Origin of the sequence: Streptomyces sp. NPDC005799 (genome assembly GCF_040630525.1) — a bacterium.
GTDB classification, from domain to species: domain Bacteria; phylum Actinomycetota; class Actinomycetes; order Streptomycetales; family Streptomycetaceae; genus Streptomyces; species Streptomyces griseorubiginosus_B.
Genome location: NZ_JBEXXQ010000021.1, coordinates 61095 through 82613 on the forward strand (window position 1 = coordinate 61095; position 21519 = coordinate 82613).

Annotated in this window: 21 protein-coding genes; 7 read left to right on the forward strand and 14 right to left on the reverse strand. The window is 71.3% G+C overall.

Going from position 1 to position 21519, the window contains the following annotated elements; genetic code table 11:
- Positions 1-22: 22 nt before the first annotated feature.
- From ABZ453_RS21680 to ABZ453_RS21710, 7 genes are all read right to left on the reverse strand, one after another.
- Entirely contained in the window at positions 23-937 is a 915-nt protein-coding gene (locus ABZ453_RS21680; RefSeq protein ID WP_359016666.1) for an SGNH/GDSL hydrolase family protein, read from the reverse strand.
- Positions 938-1019: 82 nt separating this feature from the next.
- Positions 1020-2681 (reverse strand): ATP-binding protein, encoded by a 1662-nt coding sequence (locus ABZ453_RS21685; RefSeq protein ID WP_359016668.1) that lies wholly within the window; start codon positions 2679-2681, stop codon positions 1020-1022.
- A gap of 29 nt (positions 2682-2710) precedes the next feature.
- Entirely contained in the window at positions 2711-3385 is a 675-nt protein-coding gene (locus ABZ453_RS21690; protein ID WP_359016670.1) for a response regulator transcription factor, read from the reverse strand.
- A gap of 199 nt (positions 3386-3584) precedes the next feature.
- Positions 3585-4460 (reverse strand): geranyl diphosphate 2-C-methyltransferase, encoded by an 876-nt coding sequence (locus ABZ453_RS21695; protein WP_359016672.1) that lies wholly within the window; start codon positions 4458-4460, stop codon positions 3585-3587.
- 44 nt (positions 4461-4504) lie between these two features.
- Complete coding sequence (locus tag ABZ453_RS21700; protein WP_359016674.1) at positions 4505-5554, reverse strand: family 2 encapsulin nanocompartment cargo protein terpene cyclase; 1050 nt, start codon at positions 5552-5554, stop codon at positions 4505-4507.
- Between the two features lie 14 nt (positions 5555-5568).
- Positions 5569-6999 carry a family 2B encapsulin nanocompartment shell protein gene (locus tag ABZ453_RS21705; protein ID WP_359016676.1) on the reverse strand — a complete coding sequence of 477 codons (1431 nt, stop codon included), beginning with the start codon at positions 6997-6999 and terminating at the stop codon, positions 5569-5571.
- A 236-nt stretch (positions 7000-7235) separates the two neighbouring features.
- On the reverse strand, positions 7236-8246 hold the full coding sequence (locus ABZ453_RS21710) for a zinc-binding alcohol dehydrogenase family protein (protein WP_359016824.1): 1011 nt from the start codon (positions 8244-8246) through the stop codon (positions 7236-7238).
- 162 nt (positions 8247-8408) lie between these two features.
- On the opposite strand from ABZ453_RS21710, the gene ABZ453_RS21715 reads away from it, so the two are divergent.
- Together ABZ453_RS21715 and ABZ453_RS21720 are read left to right on the forward strand one after the other, a co-directional pair.
- Complete coding sequence (locus ABZ453_RS21715; RefSeq protein WP_359016678.1) at positions 8409-9206, forward strand: VOC family protein; 798 nt, start codon at positions 8409-8411, stop codon at positions 9204-9206.
- Between the two features lie 29 nt (positions 9207-9235).
- The gene (locus ABZ453_RS21720) at positions 9236-9937 is read left to right on the forward strand and encodes a ribonuclease H (protein ID WP_359016826.1); all 702 of its coding nucleotides are present in this window, start codon (positions 9236-9238) and stop codon (positions 9935-9937) included.
- 9 nt (positions 9938-9946) lie between these two features.
- Here ABZ453_RS21720 and ABZ453_RS21725 read toward each other — a convergent pair whose 3' ends face one another.
- On the reverse strand, positions 9947-10399 hold the full coding sequence (locus tag ABZ453_RS21725) for an SRPBCC family protein (RefSeq protein WP_359016680.1): 453 nt from the start codon (positions 10397-10399) through the stop codon (positions 9947-9949).
- A gap of 149 nt (positions 10400-10548) precedes the next feature.
- On the opposite strand from ABZ453_RS21725, the gene ABZ453_RS21730 reads away from it, so the two are divergent.
- The 3 genes from ABZ453_RS21730 (at position 10549) to ABZ453_RS21740 (ending at position 13953) form a co-directional block, all read left to right on the forward strand.
- Positions 10549-11760: an FAD-dependent monooxygenase gene (locus ABZ453_RS21730; protein WP_359016682.1), complete on the forward strand. Its 1212-nt coding sequence runs from the start codon at positions 10549-10551 to the stop codon at positions 11758-11760.
- 109 nt (positions 11761-11869) lie between these two features.
- Positions 11870-13351 carry an MFS transporter gene (locus tag ABZ453_RS21735; protein ID WP_359016684.1) on the forward strand — a complete coding sequence of 494 codons (1482 nt, stop codon included), beginning with the start codon at positions 11870-11872 and terminating at the stop codon, positions 13349-13351.
- Positions 13348-13953, forward strand: a complete 606-nt coding sequence (locus ABZ453_RS21740) for a TetR family transcriptional regulator (protein ID WP_359016686.1) — start codon at positions 13348-13350, stop codon at positions 13951-13953. The genes ABZ453_RS21735 and ABZ453_RS21740 overlap by 4 nt, the downstream gene beginning before the upstream one ends.
- On the opposite strand, the gene ABZ453_RS21745 is transcribed toward ABZ453_RS21740, so the two are convergent.
- Together ABZ453_RS21745 and ABZ453_RS21750 are read right to left on the reverse strand one after the other, a co-directional pair.
- A complete protein-coding gene (locus tag ABZ453_RS21745; protein ID WP_359016688.1) occupies positions 13922-14761 on the reverse strand; it encodes an alpha/beta hydrolase in 840 nt (279 codons plus the stop codon). The two genes, ABZ453_RS21740 and ABZ453_RS21745, sit on opposite strands and share 32 nt — an antisense overlap.
- Before the next feature lie 40 nt (positions 14762-14801).
- Entirely contained in the window at positions 14802-16535 is a 1734-nt protein-coding gene (locus tag ABZ453_RS21750) for a cholesterol oxidase substrate-binding domain-containing protein (protein WP_359016690.1), read from the reverse strand.
- Positions 16536-16671: 136 nt separating this feature from the next.
- Here ABZ453_RS21750 and ABZ453_RS21755 point away from each other — a divergent pair, with 136 nt between their 5' ends.
- A complete protein-coding gene (locus ABZ453_RS21755; protein WP_359016692.1) occupies positions 16672-17655 on the forward strand; it encodes an aldo/keto reductase in 984 nt (327 codons plus the stop codon).
- Between the two features lie 15 nt (positions 17656-17670).
- Here ABZ453_RS21755 and ABZ453_RS21760 read toward each other — a convergent pair whose 3' ends face one another.
- A complete protein-coding gene (locus ABZ453_RS21760) occupies positions 17671-18021 on the reverse strand; it encodes a hypothetical protein (RefSeq protein WP_359016694.1) in 351 nt (116 codons plus the stop codon).
- A 187-nt stretch (positions 18022-18208) separates the two neighbouring features.
- On the opposite strand from ABZ453_RS21760, the gene ABZ453_RS21765 reads away from it, so the two are divergent.
- On the forward strand, positions 18209-18682 hold the full coding sequence (locus ABZ453_RS21765) for a DUF6328 family protein (protein WP_359016696.1): 474 nt from the start codon (positions 18209-18211) through the stop codon (positions 18680-18682).
- Here the strand turns inward: ABZ453_RS21765 and ABZ453_RS21770 are convergent.
- The 3 genes from ABZ453_RS21770 to ABZ453_RS21780 all read right to left on the reverse strand — a co-directional run bounded on the left by ABZ453_RS21770 (position 18603) and on the right by ABZ453_RS21780 (position 21514).
- Positions 18603-19313, reverse strand: coding sequence for a DUF2238 domain-containing protein (locus ABZ453_RS21770; RefSeq protein ID WP_359016698.1), 711 nt, complete (start codon positions 19311-19313; stop codon positions 18603-18605). The two genes, ABZ453_RS21765 and ABZ453_RS21770, sit on opposite strands and share 80 nt — an antisense overlap.
- Before the next feature lie 95 nt (positions 19314-19408).
- Positions 19409-20434, reverse strand: coding sequence for a hypothetical protein (locus tag ABZ453_RS21775; protein WP_359016700.1), 1026 nt, complete (start codon positions 20432-20434; stop codon positions 19409-19411).
- Positions 20435-20542: 108 nt separating this feature from the next.
- Positions 20543-21514: an LLM class F420-dependent oxidoreductase gene (locus tag ABZ453_RS21780; protein ID WP_359016702.1), complete on the reverse strand. Its 972-nt coding sequence runs from the start codon at positions 21512-21514 to the stop codon at positions 20543-20545.
- Between the last annotated feature and the right edge of the window lie 5 nt (positions 21515-21519).

Here is a 21519-nt window from a genome sequence, read left to right on the forward strand (position 1 = left end):
GCGCGGGGTCACTGGCCGGCGGTCAGTGCCCCGCTGCCTGCCGCGCGATCACCCGGGTGACCTCGCGGGCCATGCGCAGGATGCCGGGGGAGCGCACCGGGCACGGCTTGGGGGTGGACGTCGTGGGGGCCAGGCAGAAGTGCAGGTAGTCCGAGCTGAGGTGGAGGGCGGTACGGTCCTGGTCCGCCTGGGTGCAGTAGTCGGGGTGCGCGTGCTCGTAGGGGGTGCACGGCAGGTACTGCGCCCAGGTGTAGCGGCCGCCCGCCGGGCTGACCGTCGCGCCCGCGTCGGCGACCAGGTCGTGGGAGGCGGCGGCCTGCTGCTCGTACATCTCGTTGACGCGGCGCACCCGGTCCGGCGTGATCGGATCCGGTCCCTGCAGCACCCACACGATCCTCGGCCGTTTCGCCCCGCCCGCGTCCGCGATCTGCTCGGTGAGTCTGCGCAGGTCGGCGCGGTAGCGGGTGAAGTACCGCTGCTGCGAGGCGTTGTAGGTGATGCCGTTCATGCACCAGGTGTAGCCCCAGGCGTTGCCCCAGAACTGCATCACCACGTAGTCCGGATGCCGTGCCCGTACCAGCGCGGCGGCCTTGTCGGCGTCCGGCACCAGCGAGCGCGCCCCGGTGCCCTCCAGGTAGTCGCAGAGTGTGGTGCCCGAGTACGGGGCGCTGGCGTAGGTCGCGTTCAGATCCGTGCGCAGCTGCCGTCCGAGGACGTTCTGGGCCTCCATCGCCAGCGAGTCGCCGAGGTACAGCACCTTGGGGGCCACGGCCGGGCGGCCGGGGGAGGCGGGGGCCCGCTGGTGGGTCGTGGTGGCACTCGCGCCCGGTACGGCCGGGGAGGGCGGCGGGGCCTGCGGGGCGGACGACGGGTCGGTGCACCCGCCGAGCAGGAGCGCGCAGGCCAGCGACACCCCCACGATCCACGGTTTCCGCATGCAGCAACTCCCGCCCCGGCAACCGAAAACGGTTCCCCAGGCAAGCACAGGAGGGCGCAAGGGGGAAGATGCGGGGGCGAGTTCAGGCCTGGCCGAGCCGTTCGAGGAGGTCCAGCAGCTCGGCGAGCGGCAGTGGTTTGGCCAGGTGGGCGTCGAAACCGGCCGTACGGGACAGGGCGCGGTCGGTGCCCCGGCTGAACCCGGACACCGCGATCAGGCGCAATCGGTCCCCGCCCGGCCTGGCACGCAGGGTACGGGCGACCGTGTAACCGTCCATGTCCGGCAACCCCAGATCGCACAGGACGGCGTCGAAGGACTCGTTCCCGGTGGCGGCGAGGGCATCCGCGCCGGTGTGGACGGCGGCGACCCGGTGGCCCCGGCGTTCCAGCAGGGTGCGGTAGGTGGCGGCCAGGTCCGCGTTGTCCTCGACGATCAGCAGGGAGAGACGGCCGGGTGCCGGACGGGTGGCCGTGGTGCGCGTCGGCCGAGGGGCCGTCACCTCGGTGGTCGGCAGCCGCACCGTGAACGCCGCGCCCTTGCCGGGGCCGTCGCTGTGGGCGCCGATCCGGCCGCCGTGCAGCTCCACCACCGTGCGCGCCACCGCGAGCCCCAGTCCCAGCCCCTCCGGGGTGTCGGGGCCGGCCGGGGCGGCCCGCATGAACACCCCGAACAGCTCCTCGGCCTGTTCCGGGGCGAAGCCGATGCCGTCGTCGCGGACGGTGAGCAGGGCCAAGCCGTCCTCGACTTCCAGGCCCACCTCGGTGTGTCCGCCGGTCCGGGTGTACTTCAGCGCGTTGGACAGGAGGTTGGTCAGCACCTGGGCCAGGCGCAGCCGGTCGCCGTCGATCATCACCGGCTCGGACGGCACGACGACGCCCAGGGTGCGGCCCTCGTGTCCGAACACGCCCCGGATGTCGGCACACGCGCCGTCCACGACCGAGCGCAGGTCGACCGGGTCGCGCACCAGCTCCAGACGTCCGGTCACCGCCCGGGTGCCGTCCAGCAGGTCGTTGCTCATCCGCGCCAGTGTGCCCAGCTGCCGCTCCAGGACCGACAGCGCCGGATGGCCGCCGGGCAGGTCGAGGGCGAGCAGCTCGGTGGCCGCGGTGGCGGCGGCGAGCGGGTTGCGCAGTTCGTGCGAGAGGGTGGCGATGAACCGGTCCTTGGCCCGCTGCTCCTCCCGCAACCGGCGTCCGGCGGCGTCGAGTTCGGCGTTGGCCCGGCTGAGCTGCTCGTTGACCTCGCGGATCTCCCGGGCCCGGACGAACAGGTCGATCTCCATGCCCTCGGCCCGCATCTGCGCCTCGGCGACGGCCCGCCGCTGCTCGCGCCCGACCCGGCGCAGATGCACGAAGTCCGTGACGTCCTCGACCCGGTGGATGATGTGGACGACACGGCCGTCGTCGTCCAGGACCGGTGCGTTGACCGGGCTCCAGTAGCGCTCGGCGAAGACGCCCTCCTCGCCGGCGGGGATGTCGTAGCGCTGCAGCGCCATCGTGTCCGTACGGCCGCTCGCCACCACCGTCTCCAGTGAGCGCCGCAGATTGGCCACGCCGTCGGCCGAGGGGTCGTCCGGATTGTCGGGGAAGACCTCGAAGATCGGCCGCCCCACGATGTCCCGCTCCGTCCGTGTCGCCGTCAGATACGCGCGGTTGACCTCGACGATGGTGAAGTCGGTGCTCAGGACGAGCAGCGGGGACAGCGTGGCGTCGAACAGGCGCCGGTAGTCCGGCTCGTCGGGCATGGTCGGACCTCCGGACCGAGGCGGGTCACTCACAGGTCGAGGCGGTAGCCGTAGCCGCGGACGGTCGTGATCCGCGGGGCGGGGGCGGGCATCGCCGCGAGCTTGCCGCGCAGCCGGTACACGTGCTCGACCACGGTGGCCGCCTGCTGCCAGGACGAGCCCCAGATCCGCTCCAGCAGCTGCTCCGCCGAGAAGACCCGGCCGGGCGCCTGGGCCAGCATCTCCAGCAGCGCGTACTCCTTGGGACGCAGCGTCAGCGTCATGCCGTCGACGGAGGCCTGGCGGCCCGCGCTGTCGATGAGCAGGGAGCCGACCCGGAGCACGGTGGGCGCCTCGGGCGGCTGCGAGCGGCGCAGCACCGCGTGGATACGGGCCACCAGTTCCCGTTGTGAGAACGGTTTCACCAGGTAGTCGTCGGCGCCGATCTCCAGCCCCGCCACCCGGTCCGTCTCCGCGCCGCGTCCGCTGACCACGATGACCGGCAGCCGGCTGGTGGAGCGCAACGCACGCAGCAGCTCGAGGCCGCTGCCGTCGGGCAGCCCCAGGTCGAGGACGGCGAGGTCGATGCCGCCCTCGTGCAGAGCGGCCTTGCCGGCGCGCGCGTCCATGGCCCAGGTGACGGTGAAGCCCGCGCGCTCCAGATAGGAACGGCACATCAGTGCGAAGTCGGGGTCGTCCTCGATCAGCGCGAGATGCGGTCGCATAACGCATCACCCGGACTGTCTGCCGCCCGCTCGTTGTGCAGCTCATGAGCGGGCGTTGATGCCCCGACCATGTGGCGAAGGTAGAACAGGACAAGCCCACGGTTCAAGGGGGAGCCGCCCGGGGGGAGTTTCGGCGCGGGCTCGTGCGGTGCGGGGATGTGTGTCGCAACCGCCGCACGGGCCCGCGCCGGAACGCGGATCAGACGCGGTCCGCGGCGATCAGCAGGTACTGGAAGCTGCCGTTGCGGTACGCGGACAGGAACGTGTCCTCGATGCCGGTGACCAGGTGGTCCGCCTCGCGGCGCAGTTCCCAGTAGGGGATGGTGTCGGCGGTCAGGTCCTGGACGTGGACCGGGACCAGACGGTGGCGGGCCATCGCCCGGAAGTACTCCGAGCGCGGGTGGATGTCGCAGATGTAGTGGGCGTTGATCAGGGACACCTCGCGCGAGGCACGCCCGTAGGTGTCGTTGTAGCAGCCGGTGATCACGACGTAGCGTCCGCCGCGGCGCAGCAGCCGGGCGTGCTCCGCGAACAGCAGGTCCAGTTCGACGTACATGGTCGACTCGTTGTTCCACGACGCGGCGTAGGCACCGGTCTCGAAACCGGTGTCGAGCATGTTGCGGTGGTGGTAGCGCACCCTGCCGTCGATGCCTCGTTTGCGGGCCTGTTCGCCCGCGAAGGCGGCCTGCTTGGCGGAGATGGTCACGCCGTCGGCGTGGCAGCCGTAGCGCAGGTTCGCCACCACGCTGCCGCCGCCGCGTCCGCAGCCGGCGTCGAAGACCCGGTCGTCCGGGGTGAGTGGGCCGAGATGGGCGGCGAGGAGTTCGGCCTGGGCGTGTTCCAGCCGGTGCAGTTCCGCGGTGATCCGCTCACGGCGCAGCACGGGGTCGCTCTCGTCGAGCACGGAGTGGTCCGCGGCGCCGACGCCGTAGTGGTGGTGGTAGAGGTCGTCGAGCTTGCCGAGTTCGAGGTTGACCGGGTTCTCCTCGGCGTTCCAGTAGTCCGCCACGCGGTTCTGGTACGTGGACTGGGTCGGCAGCGGGACGTTCCTGGTGTCGGCGGGGGCGATGGTCAACGGTGACTCCTCGTGGTGTTGCTGATGGTTCATCGGGGTGGCGCCTACCAGTAGTCGGGAAGGTGGTAGCGGTGGGTGTTGGTGGCGTGCCACTCGTGGTTGCCGGCCACCCAGTCGGACAGGCTCCGGGCGTAGCGCTCCACGAGGGGCGAGGCGGCGGACAGAACGGCCGACTCGTCCTCGAACGCGGTCATGATCTCGTTGTGGATGTCGACGGCCCTGAGATAGGCGGCCTTCAGCCCGCACCGCTCGTTGGCGGCGACGACCTGCGGCAGGTTGAGGTGGTCGGGGTCGCTGGCCAGCTCCTTGGTGAAGGAGTACAGGTCGTTGACGATGGTCGTGGCGTTGCAGGCGAGCGCGGTGATCCGCTGGATCTCCGGGCGGGCGTAGACGGCTTCCGGCAGTTCGTAGCCGTCCACCGCGTCGACGATGGACAGACAGGGGCGGAAGTTGTTGAACTGCCGCATCACCAGGTACTCCCAGACCCGCGGCACGTGTCGGGTCTCCATCCAGGCGGCCTCCGCGAGATAGCCGAGGTGGAGGCGGGCGATGTCGTGGACGAAGCGGTCGCTCTGGCTGGGGGTGGCGAAGGCGGCGAAGTCCTTCATGGCCCAGTGGTACGAGCGCAGCGGGCCGTCGGCCTGGACGCCCTCGCGCCACTCGGCCTCCAGGGCGGGTGTGCCGTGGTACGGGTCGATCGCCGACTGGGCCAGGATCAGCGGCCCGCCGAGTCCGCGGCGCGCTCCGCCGCGGCCCTCGTCCTCCTCGCAGTAGCAGCTGTCGACGAGGTTCTCGGCGAGCAGCAGCTGCCCGGCCACGGTCAGCCGGTCCAGGTCGGCCGCCTGAGGATGCTGCAGCACGACGGCCCGGCCGAACTGGAACCCGGAGAAGTCCCCCTTCCAGGCGGCCGGGAACAGCTCCAGGCCGCGGGCCCAGGTCTCCAGTCTGCGGTCGATCTCCGCGGCCTTCTCGGGGTCGGCGGGGACGACCGGCCGGTACTTGAGCCCGGGGATCGCGCCGCCACGCCGGGTGCGCACGGTGCGGGCCAGGTTCGGCGGCCCCGGCAGGGACGGGACGGACGTGGGGGTGCTCATCGCGTGCTCCACCCTCAGTCGGCCGTCCGGCCGATCTGGACGTTCTCCAGGATCCCCGCCGCGTCCGGCACGAGGATGGCGAGCGAGTGGTACGCGGTGACCAGGTAGCTGATGATCGCGGCCGCGTCGATCCCCATGAACCGCACGTTCAGGCCCGGCTGGTACTCCTCCGGGATGCCGGTCTGGAACAGGCCGATCACGCCCTGGTCGGACTCGCCGGTGCGCAGCGCGATGATGCTGCTGGTGTGCCGGTCGCTGACCGGGATCTTGTTGCAGGGGAGGATCGGCACCCCGCGCCAGGCGGGAATCTCGTGCCCCTCGACGGTCGCCGTGCCCGGTACCAGTCCGCGGCGGTTGCACTGCCGGAAGAAGGCGGCGATCGCCTTGGGATGGGCGAGGAACACCTTGGTCTTGCGGCGCATGGCCAGCAACTCGTCCATGTCGTCCGGTGTCGGCGGCCCGGTGAAGGTGCTGACGCGCTGTCCGTAGTCGACGTTGTGCAGCAGCCCGAACTCCCGGTTGTTGACCAGCTCCCACTCCTGGCGCTCGCGGATCTCCTCGATGGTCAGGCGCAGTTGCTGCTCGGTCTGGTTCATCGGGTCGTTGTAGAGGTCGGCGACCCGGGTGTGCACCCGCAGCACGGTCTGGGTGAGCGACAGCTCGTACTCGCGCGGGGCGAGGTCGTAGTTGACGAACCCGCCGGGCAGCGTCGGTTCGCCCACGTGGCCCGCCTGGACGGGGACGTCGGCCTCTCCCTTGCGGTTCATCGGGAGTTTCTGCCGCTCGGCGAACGCCTGGAGGTGGGCGGCCAGCGACGGCACCCGGTCGGTGAGCTCGGTGACGACGTCCCAGGGCAGCGCCAGCAGCACGCCCGCCGTCTCCGCGCGCACCGAGCTCAGCCACAGCGGGTCCGACTGGCCGATGGCCTCGTCGCCCATCTGGTCGCCGTCGGTGACGACTCCGGTGATCTCCTCCTCGCCGTACTTGCCGGCCGTGTACCGGGTGAACCTGCCGTGCACCACCAGATAGGCCTCGGTGACCGGCTGGCCGGCCTCGAACAGCACCTGTCCGGCACGTACTTCGCGGACCCGGAAGCGGGTGGCGACCTCCTTGAGGACATCGATGTCGGAGTAGCCGCGCAGCACCGGCAGTTCGGTGAGCGTCTCGGGGATGACCTTGATGTCGTTGGCGCCGTTCTGCTCGAACTGCACCCGGCCGCGACCGATCTTCAGCTGCAGGCGCCGGTTGACCCGGTAGGTGCCGCCCCGGACGTCCACCCACGGCAGCGCCTTCAGCAGCCAGCGCGAGCTGATGGCCTGCATCTGCGGTTCGGACTTGGTGGTCGTGGTGAGCCGGCGCGCCGCCCGGGTGCTGAGGCTGGTGAGCTGCGGTTCGCCGGGATCGTCGGGAGCGGGGTTGTCGGTGGTGCTTTCGGGGACGGACACATTCCCTCCCTGAACAGGGGTGTGCGGAGTGGTCGTTGAGAAGGACGAGAGCGCGGTGGCTGACAGGAACGCACCGCGTGTACAAGCCAACAGGCATGGCGGCGGCCCTGGTACGGCGTGCGGGGGGCGTTTTCCCGGAGCGGAGGGGCACATACCCCTCCTTGTCCCGCGCGGGTTCGTCGCAGGTGATCGCGCGCCGGGCGTGTGAGCCGTGCGGCCCCTTTCGAGGAGGGCGCTCAGGAGAGGTCGTTCACCACGACCGCGGCTCCGTCGAACCGCCCCGCCTTCAGGTCCCGCAGGGCCTGGTCGGCCCGCGTCAGGGGATAGGCGTGGGTGGTGGCGCGCACGCCGTGCCGGGCGGCCAGGGCGAGGAACTCCCGGCCGTCATCACGGGTGTTGGAGGTGACGCTGCGCATCTGCCTCTCGTAGAAGAGGTCGGTCTCGTAGTGCAGCGGCGGGGTGTCGCTGAGGTGGATGCCCGCGACGGAGAGAGTGCCGCCGCGGTCCAGGGCGCGCAGCGCGACCGGGACCAGGTCGCCGACCGGGGCGAACAGGATCGCGCTGTCCAGCGGCTCGGGCGGCATCGCGTACGCGTCGCGTGCGGAGGCGGCGCCGAGTTCCAGTGCCAGCCGCTGTGCCGTGCTCCCACGGGTCAGGACGTGCACGGTGGCGCCCTCGGCCAGGGCCAGTTGCGCGCACAGATGGGCGCTGCCCCCGAAGCCGTACAGTCCGAGCCGTCCGCCCGGCGGCAGCGCGGCCCGGCGCAGCGCGCGGTAGCCGATGATCCCCGCGCACAGCAGCGGCGCGAGCGCCACGTCGTCGAGGGCGCCGGGCAGCCGGTAGGTGAAGGAGGCGGGCACGGTCGTGTACTGCGCGTAGCCGCCGTCGGCGTCCCAGCCGGTGTAGCGCGAGGCTGGGCACAGGTTCTCGGCGCCGCGTGAGCAGTAGGCGCAGGTGCCGTCCGTTCGCCGCAGCCAGGCCACGCCGACCCGGTCACCGGCGGCGAAGCCCTCGACCGCCGCTCCGACCCCGGCGACGACGCCCACCACCTCGTGCCCCGGGGTCACCCCGGCCCGGTGCACGGGCAGATCGCCCTCGGCGACATGCAGATCGGTGCGGCACACCCCGCACGCGCGCACGTGCACGAGCAGTTCGTCGTCGGCGGGCTTCGGAACCGGTTTCTCGACGAATCGGAGAACCCCTTCCTCCTCGACCGGCCCCGGGGTCACCACCGACCACGCCCGCATCGTCCCGTTCGCCATCCCGCACCCCGTCCGTCACCTCGACAGCCCACCGGAAGCCTCCCCGACCAGTCTGGAACGGACTCCGGCGTTCGGCGCGCGCTTCGACCGGCGGATGGCTAGCGTGAGGAAACGGACCATCCGCATATTCGGGAAAGGGCCGCTGTCATGGCCGTACAACCTGAGGGAACCCCCTGCTGGGCCGACGCGATGTTCGGTGACGTCGAGGGAGCCAAGAGCTTCTACGGTGACGTCCTCGGCTGGACCTTCGGCGAGGCGTCGTCGGAGTACGGCAACTACACCCAGGCCTACGCGGACGGCAAGGCGGTCGCCGCCGTCGTACCGCCGATGCCCGGCCAGGAAGGCCAGTCGCAGTGGTGCCTGTACTTCGCCTCCGCGGACGCCGCCGCGACGGCCGCCAGGATCCGGGAGAACGGCGGCGAGGTGCTGATGGAGCCGATGCAGGTCGGCGAGTTCGGCACCATGTGCATCGCCCGTGAGCCCAGCGGCGCGGTCTTCGGCCTCTGGCAGGGCGGCACCCACGAGGGCTTCGAGGCGACCGCGGTACCGGGCGCCTACGGCTGGGCCGAGGTCTTCACCCGGGACCCGGAGCGGACGGACGCCTTCTTCAGCGCCGTCTTCCCGTACACGGCCCAGCAGATCGTCGACGACGCGGTCGACTTCCGCATGTTCAACCTCGGCGACAACACGGTCCTGGGCCGCATGCGGATGGGCGAGGAGTTCCCGCCGGAGATCCCCTCCTACATCAACCTCTACTTCGTCGTCCCCGACTGCGACGACGCCGTCGCCAAGGCGACCAAGCTCGGCGGAGTCCTGCGCTTCGGTCCCATGGACAGCCCCTACGGCAGGTTCGCGGCCCTGAGCGACCCGCAGGGGGCGAGCTTCTCGGTGATCGACATCACGCGCACCGCGGGCGAGATGCCCCGGACCGAGGAGGTCTCCTAGAGGTGCCGGAAGGCCCCGTCCGCCGTGGCATGATCGAGCCCATGCGTGAACGTGTGGTGGCCGCCTGCGACGGGGCCTCGAAGGGAAACCCGGGACCTGCGGGCTGGGCGTGGGTGGTCTCCGACGACTCCGAGGTCCCGGCTCGCTGGGAGGCCGGACCGCTGGGCCGGGCCACCAACAACGTCGCCGAACTCACCGCGCTGGAACGCCTGTTGACGTCGACCGACCCGGGTGTGCCGCTCGAGGTCCGGATGGACTCGCAGTACGCCATGAAGGCGGTCACCACCTGGCTGCCCGGATGGAAGCGCAACGGATGGAAGACGGCGGCCGGCAAACCGGTCGCCAACCAGGACCTGGTGGTGCGCATCGACGAGCTGCTCCAGGGCCGCTCGGTCGACTTCCGTTACGTGCCGGCCCACCAGGTCGACGGCGACCCGCTGAACGACTTCGCCGACCGGGCCGCGAGTCAGGCGGCGACCGTGCAGGAGCCGGCGGGCAGCGCACTCGGCTCACCGGAGCCGCCGCCCTCGCCGGACACCCCGAAAAAGGCCGCCGCCCCGCGCCGGAAGCCTGGTGGGGCCCGGCAGGGCGGCGGCTCGTCGTCCCGCACGATCAAGGCGAAGTTCCCCGGCCGTTGCCTGTGCGGCCGGTCCTACGCGGCCGGGGAGCCGATCACCAAGAACGCGCAGGGCTGGGGGCACCCGGAGTGCCGTACGGCGGAAGCCGGTTAGCGGACGGGGTCAGACGACCGCGCCGCGCCACTCGCCGGTCTCCCGGCCGCGCTTCTCGATGAACTGCTTGAAGCGCTCCAGGTCGCCCTTGGCCTGCCGCTTCACGACTCCGAGCTTGTCGCCGACCTTCTCGGTGACGCTCTCGGGCTGGAACTCCATCTGCAGCATGACCTTGGTGTGCGTGTCGTCGAGGCGGTGGAAGGTCACCACCCCGGCCTGCTTGGCCTCCCCGGAGATCGTGGTCCAGGCGACCCGCTCGTCCGGGATCTGTTCGGTGATCTCCGCGTCGAACTCCCGGTGAACCCCGTTCACACTGGTCACCCAGTGGGTGAGCGTGTCGGTTCGCTGCTCGATGCGCTCCACGCCGTTCATGAACTCAGGGAACGTCTCGAACTGCGTCCACTGGTTGTAGGCGGTGTGCACCGGGACGCCGACCTCAATGGATTCCTCGACCTGCGACACGGGTGAAACCCTCCTTCGTTCTCAGACGGTTGCGTGCGGGCCGGGTACCCGTGACCTGCGCGGCGAACCTTCCGTTGAACAGCCGTCCATCGACGTCCTGCTACTGTGCGTCGCAAGCTGCAAACTCTGAGTAATTCCAAGGGGTGCGCGTGAAGGTCGCCTGCGTCGGCGGCGGGCCCGCCGGCCTGTATCTCTCGATCCTGCTCAAGCGGCAGGACCCGTCCCACGACATCACCGTCCACGAGCGCAATCCGGAGGGCTCCACCTACGGCTGGGGAGTGACCTACTGGCGCGGACTGCTCGACAAGCTCCACGAACACGACCCGGAATCGGCCCGCGCCCTGGAGCGGCACTCCGTGAGCTGGAACGAGGGCGTGGCCCGCGTACGCGACGCGGAGGCCCGGCACCCCGGCGACGAGGGCTTCGGCATCGGACGCCACCGGCTGCTGGAGATCCTCTCCGCGCGTGCCCGCTCCCTCGGCGTCCGGCTGGAGTTCGAGCACGAGATCACCGACACCAACCTGCCCGTCGCCGACCTGGTCGTCGCCGGTGACGGCGTCCACAGCGCCCTGCGCACCCGGCACGAGGACGACTTCGGCACCGAGATCAGGGCCGGCCGCAACCGCTACATCTGGCTCGGCACCACCAAGGTCTTCGACTCCTTCACCTTCGCCTTCGTCGAGACCGACCACGGCTGGATCTGGTGCTACGGCTACGGCTTCAGCCCCGAACGCAGCACCTGCGTCGTCGAATGCGCCCCCGAGACCTTCAGCGGCCTCGGCCTCGACACCGCGGGCGAGGCCGACGGGCTCGCGCTGCTGGAGAAGCTCTTCGCCGACGTCCTGGACGGTCACCCCCTCATCGGCCGCTCCTCGGCCGACGGCAGCGCCCAGTGGCTGACCTTCCGCACCCTCACCAACCGCGCCTGGTCCCGCGGCAACCTCGTCCTCATGGGGGACGCCGCCCACACCACCCACTACTCGATCGGCGCCGGCACCACCCTCGCCCTGGAGGACGCCATCGCGCTGGCCGGCGCCCTGCGCACGCACACCGACCTCCCGCGGGCCCTCGCCCACTACGAGCGCGAACGGAAGGCGCAGCTGCTGTCCATCCAGAGCGCGGCACGCTACAGCGCCCAGTGGTACGAGAACCTGCCGCGCTACATCGGCCTGCCCCCGCAGCAGATGTTCGCCCTGCTCGGCCAGCGCCACTCGCCCCTGCTGCCGTACGTCCCGCCCCAGCTCTACTACCGCCTCGACAGCGCGGCCGGACAGCTGGAGGCGCTGCGCCGCTTCAAACGCTGGCTCGGGCCGAAGGTCGCCCGGACCGTCCACGCGCGGGCGCTGGCCTCCCGGAAGTAGCTGCTCCTCAGTGGCCGCATACGGAAAGGCCTTGGGTGAATGGCTATTCACCGGCTATGGTGAATAGCAATTCACCGCTTCTTTTCCGCAGCCACACACTGGAGTACCCATGGGCCAGCCAGTACCGATAGCCGAGCCCTCCACGGCGAGGGCCCTGCGGGACCGGCTCACGATCCCGGTGCTGGCGTTCGGCGGCATCCTCATGGCCGTCATGCAGACGGTGGTCGTACCGCTGCTGCCGGACCTTCCCCGCCTCACGCACTCCTCGGCGGGCGCGGTCTCCTGGACGGTCACGGCCACCCTGCTGGCCGGAGCCGTTCTCACCCCGGTCCTCGGCCGCGCCGGCGACATGTACGGCAAGCGCAGGGTGCTGACGGCGGCGCTCGGCCTGATGACGGTCGGCTCGGTGATGTGCGCCCTGTCCTCCGACATCGCCGTACTGATCACGGCCCGTGCCCTGCAGGGGGCAGCCGCCTCCGTCGTACCGCTGTCGATCAGCATCCTGCGCGACGAACTGCCCCCCGAGCGCCGGGGTTCCGCGGTGGCCCTGATGAGCTCCACCGTCGGCATCGGCGCCGCCCTGGGCCTGCCGCTGGCCGCGCTCGTCGTGCAGTACGCCGACTGGCACACCATGTTCTGGCTGACCAGCGCCCTGGGCGCGCTCGGCGTGACGGCGGTGTGGTGGGCGGTCAGGGAGTCGCCGGCGCGCGAGCCGGGCCGGTTCGACGTGGTGGGCGCCCTGGGTCTGGCGGCGGGGCTGGTCTCTCTGCTGCTCGGGGTCTCCCAGGGCGGTGAGTGGGGCTGGGGGAGCGCACGGGTCGTGGGCCTGTTCGCCGGCTCCGTCGTCATCATGGCGCTGTGGTGGTGGCAGCAGCTGCGCGCCGAACGGCCGCTGGTCGACCTGCGCCTGGTCTCCCGGCCCCGGGTGGGTCTGTCCCATGTGGCGGCGCTGCTCACCGGATTCGCCTTCTACGCCAACTCCCTGGTGACCGCCCAGCTGGTCCAGGCGCCCAAGGCCACCGGCTACGGCCTCGGGCTCTCGATCGTGCAGACCGGTCTGTGCCTGCTGCCCGGCGGCGTCACCATGCTGCTGTTCTCACCCGTCTCGGCCCGTATCTCCGCGGCGCGCGGACCGCGGATCACGCTCGCGCTCGGAGCCGCGGTCATCGCCTGCGGCTACGTGGTGCGCATCGCCGACAGCCGCGACCTGTGGATGATCATCCTGGGGGCGACGGTCGTGTCCATCGGCACCACCCTCGCCTACTCGGCCCTGCCCACCCTGATCCTGCGCGCCGTCCCGGCCGGGCAGACCGCCTCCGCCAACGGCGTCAACGTCCTGATGCGCACCATCGGCCAGGCCACCTCCAGCGCCGCCGTCGCCGCCGTCCTGGTGCACCACACCAGCCCGGTCGGCGGGCTGCCGGTGCCGACCCTGCACGGCTATCTGATGGCGTTCGCGATGGCGGGCGCGATCGCGCTGGCCGCCGCCGCGACGGCGCTGACCATCCCGGGCGACTCCGCCGACGGCGGGACACGCCGGGCCCGCGGCCGCACCCGGGGCTCACGGGACGAGGCACTGGAGGGAGCATGAGTGCCGTGAGCACTCCCCCCACCGCCTCCGCTCCCGCCCGCCGCGACGCCGAGGCCACCAAGGCGGCCATCCTCAAGGCCGCCCGCCATCTGCTGGCCCGGCACGCGCACGCCGACATCACGCTGAAGGCGGTCGCCGAACGCGCCGGTGTCAGTCCGCCGTTGATCCTGAAGTACTTCGGCAACAAGGACGCCCTGTTCGCCCGGGTGATGTCCTTCGAGGCCGACGCGGACGCCCTGCTGGACGCCCCGCTGGAGGACCTTGGCCGGCACATGGTCCGGCTGGTCCTGTTCGGCCAGTCCCGGCAGGGCGCCGACCCGCTGCTGCGGATCGTCTTCGCGCCCCTGCACGGCGAACAGGGCGACATCCTGCGCGGCAACTTCCGCACCCAGGTCACCGAGCGCCTCACGGCCCGCCTCACCGGGCCCGACGCGGGCCTGCGCGCGGAACTCGCCGTCGCCGCCCTGCTCGGCCTCGGCGTGATCTACGGCATCGCCCGTGGCACCCACGTCCGGGCGGCGGACCTGGACGACGTGGTCGCCCGGTACGCGCCCCTCGTACAGCAGCACCTCACGCCAGGAACCCCGCCGTCGCGGCCGTGAACACCTGCGGATCGTCGAGCCACGGGAAGTGCCCGGCGCCGGACACCTCGACGAACTCCGCCTTGGGGAAGAGGCCGGCGAGCTCGGAGACGGCGGGGGAGGGGGAGTTGAGGTCGACCTGCCCCGCCAGGACGAGCGTCGGTGCGGTGCACCCGGCCAGGGCCGCGCGCGTGGCGTCCGGGTCGAAGGCGCCGTCCGCGGCGAAGACGGATGCCGCCCGCTGGTTCTTCTGGGCGGCTCCGGCGGCGTGGTGGGCGCGTGCCGTCTCGTCCCAACGGCCGTACAGGAAGGGCGCGATGGCGTCCCAGCTGTCGGCCGTCGCGCGTCCGGCGGTGATGTCCCGCAGGGCGGCGAAGGCGACCGGGAACCACGGCTCGTCCTGCCTGAGCTGCGCGGTGCGGCGCCGGATCTCCGGCAAGACCGTGATGCCGACGGCCGACATGCTCGGCGTCACCAGCACCAGCCTGGCGACGCGGTCCGGGTGCCGGGTGGCGTACAGCAGGGCCGGGTTGGTGCCGGCGGAGTGGCCGAGGAGGTCCACCGTGTCGAGGCCGAGGTGCTCGCGCAGGGCCTCCACGTCGTCGACGAGACGGTCGCAGCGGTAAGTGGCCGGGTCCTCGGGCGCGGCGGACTCACCGGTGCCGCGGAAGTCCAGCAGCACCAGTCGGCGGTGCGCGGACAGCCCGCCGAGGTCGCCCAGATAGGCGGACGCCTGCATCGGGCCGCCCGGCAGACAGATCAGCGGCCGGCCCTCCCCGCGGACGTGGTAGGCGAGTTCGGTCCCGTCGGGCGCGGTGAAGTCAGGCATGATCGGCAGCCTCGCAGCGGCGCCCGCCGGGGGCAACCGGTTAACGCAGCAGCCGGTCGAGGAAGGGGTTGCCGAAGACGCGGTGCGGGTCGAGCCGGTCCAGGATCCCGGCCGCCTGACCCCACACGGACTCGCCGAACGAGGCGGGCACGGCCGTGTCCAGTACCTCCGCATCGCTCCAGACGGCCTCGTCCGTGTAGGCCCAGCCCTTGGACCACTCCACCCGGGTCAGCGCGTGCTCCCCGTCGTAGGTGCGCAACAGGAACCGCTCCAACTCCCGAAGGAACGCCTCGGCGTACGGCGTGCCGGGCAGCGTCAGCACATCCAGCCATACGGCCGTGTCCCACTCGGGGTGTGCCGCGCTCTGCCGCAGCGCCGACAGCAACGGGGCCCGGGCGCCGACGAGTTCGGCGTCCGCGGGGTCGTCCAGGCCGGTGATCCGGATCTCCACCGAGCCGTTGACCGGGAAGCGGCCCACGGCGGTGTAGGCGCTCAGCCGCTCGCGGTAGTAGGCCGTGAACTCGCTGACCACGCGCTGCACTTGGGCGCGGGAGGTGAGCACCGCGTACCCGTTGGCGGTCACCCGCAGGGTCGTGGGCCGGATGTAGAGCAGCGTGTTCTTCGACGGCCCCCAGATGTCGGCCGACAGCGTCGCCGTGAGTCCGGCAGCGGCCACCGTGTACTGTGCGGTGCCCAGCTCCGGGGCCAGATACCAGGCCGCGTCCGCGGTCATGCGCCCCACGAGGTCGGCGACCACGGTCGGGACGCTGTCGGAGAAGGGGTAGTTGTACGGCGATGTCACGTGCCGCGAGGTCAGCGGCCGGGTCGGTGCCACGCTCCAGACCTTGAACCAGGGGAACTCCGTGAAGGCGAACCAGATCGCCTCCACCCGCCCCGCCCGCTCGAGGAAGCTCGCGAGGGTGCGTCCGTCGGACCCGGGCGCCGCGAACAGTTCCGCGGCCGGGATGTCCGTACGGCTCACGCACCGCAGGTTCACATTGGCACCCACCCGCAGCACGACCTCGGTCACCAGGGAGCGGCCGAGATGCGTGAGCAGGGCGGCGCTGTCCGCCTCGTCGCGGTGGTAGGTGCGCAGCACATACGCTCCCGCGCCCTCGTCCCACACGACCGCCGTCAGCGACAGCACCAGATTGCTGAGCGAGCCGTACGTGTGCCCCGGCAGCCGGCTCTCACCCTGCGCCGGTACGGCCGTACCGTGCGCGTCGACGGCCAGGGCGCCGCCGAGCGTGAGGTCGCCGGGAGCGGGGGCGGCGGTGACACCGAGCCCGTGCTGTTCGAGGTGGGTGAGCAGGGCCTCCAGGGTGACTCCGGTGCCGGCCCGGACGGCGGTGGGGGAGTCGAGGGACAGGCCGGTCAGGTGCGGGACGGTGTCGAGGAGGAGGACCTTCGCGTCCGAGGGCGTCGCCGCGGTGATCGTCAGCGGTGACCAGCCGTGAGCGCAACCCCGGGCGCGGACCGTCCAGCCATGCCGCCAGGCCCAGTTGACGACGGCCGGCACCTGCTCGGGGCCGGTCGGCGCGCAGGCCCACAGTCCGTCGGCGGTGATCTCGCCGACCCAGTTGCGGTACGCCGAGCGGTAGAGGTCGACGTCCTCGGGGAAGCCCGGCAGCTCCTCGGCCGCGACCGCGGGATCGGCCGCGATCAGGACGGGAACGGCGGCCAACGCGGCGGCCGACAGCACAAAGGCGCGGCGGCTGAAGGACGGGTCGTCGGCAGCGACGGTGGGGTGGTTGCTCACTGAACGATCTGTCACGGGGCCACGCTAGGCGGCGGTTGACACGAGTCGACCCGCTGTCGGCATGCATCACCCATGTGAGTGAATGCTTCCCACATGCTGCACCGGAGCGGCCCGTTCCGCGCACCGGTGTCACGAATGACAGACTGACGTCATGGACGAGCGCACTTTCGGCAGGTCGAATCAGCACGCATCCGTCGTCGGTCTCGGAACATGGCAGCTGGGCGCCGACTGGGGAGACGTCGACGACAAGGAAGCCCTCGCGGTGCTGGAGGCGGCGGCCGAATCGGGGGTGACCTTCTTCGACACCGCCGACGTCTACGGCGACGGGCGCAGCGAGCAGACCATCGCCGCCTTCCTCGCCGGCCGGCCGGACCTGCATGTGCTGGTCGCCACCAAGATGGGCCGGCGGGTCGAACAGCTCCCGGAGAACTACGTCCTGGACAACTTCCGTGCCTGGAACGACCGTTCGCGGCGCAACCTGGGCGTCGACCGCATCGACCTGGTCCAGCTGCACTGCCCGCCCACGCCCGTCTACTCCACCGACGAGGTCTTCGACGCCCTGGACACCCTGGTCGAGGAGGAGCGGATCGCCGCGTACGGGGTGAGCGTGGAGACCTGCGCCGAGGCGCTGACCGCGATCGCCCGGCCGGGTGTGGCGAGCGTGCAGATCATCCTCAACCCGTTCCGCATGAAGCCGCTGCGGGAGGTGCTGCCGGCCGCGCGGGAGGCCGGCGTCGGCATCATCGCCCGCGTCCCGCTGGCTTCCGGGCTGCTGTCGGGCAAGTACACCAAGGACACCGTCTTCCCCGCCAACGACCACCGCACCTACAACCGGCACGGCGAGTCCTTCGACGTCGGCGAAACCTTCTCCGGCGTCGACTACACGACCGGCGTCGAGGCGGCCGCCGAGTTCTCCGCCCTGGTGCCCGAGGGGTACACCCCGGCCCAGCTCGCCCTGCGCTGGATCGTCCAGCAGCCGGGCGTGACCACCGTGATCCCCGGCGCCCGCTCGCCCGAGCAGGCCCGCGCCAACGCGGCCGCGGCGAAGCTGCCGGAGCTGCCGGAGCAGACGCTCGGCGCGATCCGCGATCTCTACGACCGTCGGATCAAGGACCAGGTCGAGGTCCGCTGGTAGGGCCCGGGGAACCGGTCACGGCTCCAGGAGCAGCTGCCACTCCTGCTCCTGGTCGCCGGAGACCGAGCCCTGGTCCTGGGCCGTGAAGGCGTGGGTGAGCGACTCGCGCGCCAGCGCCACCGCATCCGGGGCGCCCTGCACGGTCACCGTCACCGCCCCGGACAGATGGCCCGGGCCGCCCGTCGCGGGCTCGGTCGGCCGGTCCGCGGGATCGTGTTCGAACCGTGCCGTGTGGACCGTGACGTCCTCGTCCTTGGGCGGTTCCTCCTTCGCCTGCCCGAAGGCGGGCTCCAGGACCCGCACGACCGCGCGCGCGTCGGCGGCGGTGGCGCCGCTGAGGGTGACCGTGAGCTCGGTACCGGACATGGGCGTCGGATCCCTCCGCTGGTCGTCGTACACCATGGCCTCCGTGTAACCGTCCCGTGATCGCCCAAACAGCGGTGGTTCGTCCCGGGGACGATCAATCGCGGACTTTGCGGGAACACGGAAGGCGACGGTGTCGGGGGCGAACACGCCGGGAGGAACAGTGCCTGCCACGGAGAACGAGTCAGGTGTGAACGAGTGGGGGAGGCACGAGACCGACGAGGAGAGGGCCGACCGCAAGTGGAGTGACCTGATCCAGGAGGTCAGGGTCGCCCAGACGGGGGTGCAGATCCTGTTCGGCTTCCTGCTGACCGTCGTGTTCCAGCAGAAGTACGCCTCGCTGGAGGACACCGACAAGACCATCTACATCGTGACCGTGGTGCTGGGCGCCGCCGCGACCGGGGCGCTGATCGGGCCGGTCTCCCTGCACCGCCTGGTCTCCGGACAGCGGGTCAAGGCCGAGGCTGTCGAGTGGGCCTCGCGGATGACCTTCGTGGGCCTGCTCCTGTTGCTGGCCACGATGACCTCCTCCCTGCTGCTGATCCTGCGGGTGGCCACCCACAACGAGGCCGTGCCGTGGATCGTCACCGCAGTGGTCGCGTGGTACGCCCTGTGCTGGTTCGTGGTCCCGATGTGGACGCGGCGCCGTCATACGACGAAGTGAGGGCGAGCGCGTCGAGCTGGCGGTCGTGAAGGCGCGGGAGGACCAGCACCGAGACGGTGGCGCCGATCAGCGCGCAGAACATGTCCCACTGGGTGTCCCACACATCGCCCTGGGTGGCCAGGAAGGCGTCCGCGGAATGCCCACCGACCACCGCGGCCAGCCACTCCAGCATCTCGAAGACGGCACTGAAGGCCAGGCAAGCGCACACGGTCAGCGGCGCCAGCCAGCGGCTGCCCCGCAGCGGGGAGGTGCGGCAGAGCAGCTCCCGTACCAGCACCGCCGGGACGAAGCCCTGCATGAGGTGCCCGAAGCGGTCGTACGGATTGCGGGCCAGCCCGAGGGTGTCCCGCACCCAGTCGCCGAGCGGCACCTGCGCGTAGGTGTAGTGGCCGCCCACCGCGAGGACCAGGGCGTGCGCGGCCAGCAGACAGCACAGCAGGTTCGTCAGCGGGAAGCGCCGCCAGGCGAGCACGACGAGCGGCAGCCCGACGAGCACCCACACCGTCTCCAGGAACCAGGTCCCGCGCTCCCGTGCGCCCCAGGCCGAAAGGGCCATGCCGACGACCACAACGGCGGCGGCCACGGCGGGCAGAGGCCGGCGGGGGAGGGCGGAGTGCACAACAGCGGTCATGGAGGCTCCTCTTGGTCAGGAGCCCCCATGCTGGCGGAGCGGGCGGGCGGCGGCATGAGTACGGCTACTCAGCGCCGCCCGGGTAGCGGGACCGCTCAGCCCTTCGCGCCGCGCAGGGCCGTCAGGCAGCCGGTGATGGCCTGCTGGAGCTCCTCCAGGCGCTGGACCATGTCGTCCTCGACGAAGTCCTGGACGTCGTCGAAGGTGAGCTCCTCGAAGGCCTTCGTGGCCTTCTGCAGGCTGCTGTAGAACTTCGTGCGCCGTTCCTGGACGCGCAGTTCGGGATCGGCCTCCACGGCCTCGGCGACCAGGGACTTCATGGTGTCGTAGGCCTCGGTGGCCCAGTCGCCGGTGTCCTCGTCGTCCTCCAGTTCGTCAATGAGCGACAGATGCCGCTCGGCCTCCTGGCGCAGGTCGGCCGGGGCGTCGATGGTCTGCCCGGCGGGCGTCCTGACCTGGCCGGACTCGGCGATCTGGCGCACGTAGCCGATCCGGTCGGCCGACCTGCTCTCGCTGGCGACGGCCTTCTTCAGATCGTCCGTGCGGACCACGTCCCGCGCCAACTCGGCCTGCAGTTCCGGGTCTTCGCGCACCCGGTCGAGCAGTGCCTGTTGGGCCGCCCGGGCGGTGGAGGGGTCGGCGAGGATCGCGGCGCGCAGCGCGGTGGGGTTCTCGGCGACCTCCAGCGCCTTCGTGGGCCGGATGCCCTCGGCCTCGGCGGCCTCGGCGATGGCGGTGCCACGCTCGGAGGTGGCGCTGTTACGGGAGACGTAGTAGCTCAGCCACACGTCGGCGTCCGGCAGTTCCACCTCCTGGCCCGGCGCGAGTGCCTCGAAGTGCGGCACCATGCCGTCGTCGGCGGCCCGGTCCCAGGCCTTGTAGTAGCGCATCACGCGCTCCGGGGAGCAGGCCGCCAGTTCCGCGAACTCCTTCGCGGAAACCTTCGCCGTCTCCTCCGCGCCCTGACCGCCGGGCCGTACGCTGCGCGCCACCATCAGGCCGAAGGCCCATCCACCGGTCCGCGCGTAGACTCCGAACTCGCGCGCGTCCCGCGCCACGAGGTCGGACAGGGGCGCGGGGGACGGCTCGGACGTCTCGGCAGGGTCGATCGCCAGTGTCACCGATGACTCTCCTGTGCAAAGCTGGTCGGACTGCGGAAGTGCAGACCGGCAGCCTATATGCACCCGTTGACGTCGCTTTGTGAGGCGCCGGTGGTGGCGCGCGCCGCGTCAGCCGAACGCGTCCCGCAGTGCGGGCAGCAGCGTCTTCTCCGCCCAGTCCAGATACGCCGGCTGCGATTCGCCGCCGATCTGCACCAGCGCGATCTCCCCGAACCCGGCCTCGGCATACGGCCGTACGGCCTCGACGAAGTCCTCCGGGTCGTCCCCGCACGGGATCGACTCGGCGACGTCGTCCGGAGTCACGAACTGCGTCGCGGCCTCGAACGCGTCCGGGTGCGGCAGTTCGGAGTTGACCTTCCAGCCGCTGCCGAACCAGCGGAACTGGGAGTGCGCGCGCTTGATCGCGGTGTCCCGGTCGGGGTCGTGGCAGACGGGCAGCTGACCCACCCGCGGCTTGCCCTCGCCGCCGTGCCGGTCGAACGACTCCAGCAGCCCGGCCTTGGGTTCGGTGGCGATCACCAGGTCGGCGAGCCGGCCCGCCAGCGCGCAGGACTGCTCGCCGGAGACGGCGACACCGATCGGCGGCGGCTCGTCCGGCAGATCCCACAGCCGGGCCGACTCCACGTCGAAGTGCGTGCCGCGGTGGTTGACATGGCCGCCCTCGAACAGCGCCCGGATGATCTGGACGGCCTCCTCCAGCATCTCGTGGCGCACGTCGACCGACGGCCAGCCGCCGCCCACCACATGCTCGTTGAGGTTCTCGCCGGCGCCGAGCCCGAGCCGGAAGCGGCCCTCGGACAGCAACTGCAGCGTCGCCGCCTTCTGCGCCACGATCGCCGGGTGGTAGCGGACGGTCGGACAGGTCACGTAGGTCATCAGCGGAATGCGCGAGGTCGCCTGGGCCGCCGCGCCCAGGACGCTCCACGCGTACGGCGAGTGCCCCTGCGAGCGCAGCCACGGAAAGTAGTGGTCCGAGGTCACCGAGAAGTCGTAACCGGCCTGCTCGGCCCGCACCACGTGGTCGACCAGTTCACGAGGGCCGGCCTGCTCGGTCATCATCGTGTATCCGATTCGTACCATGACGC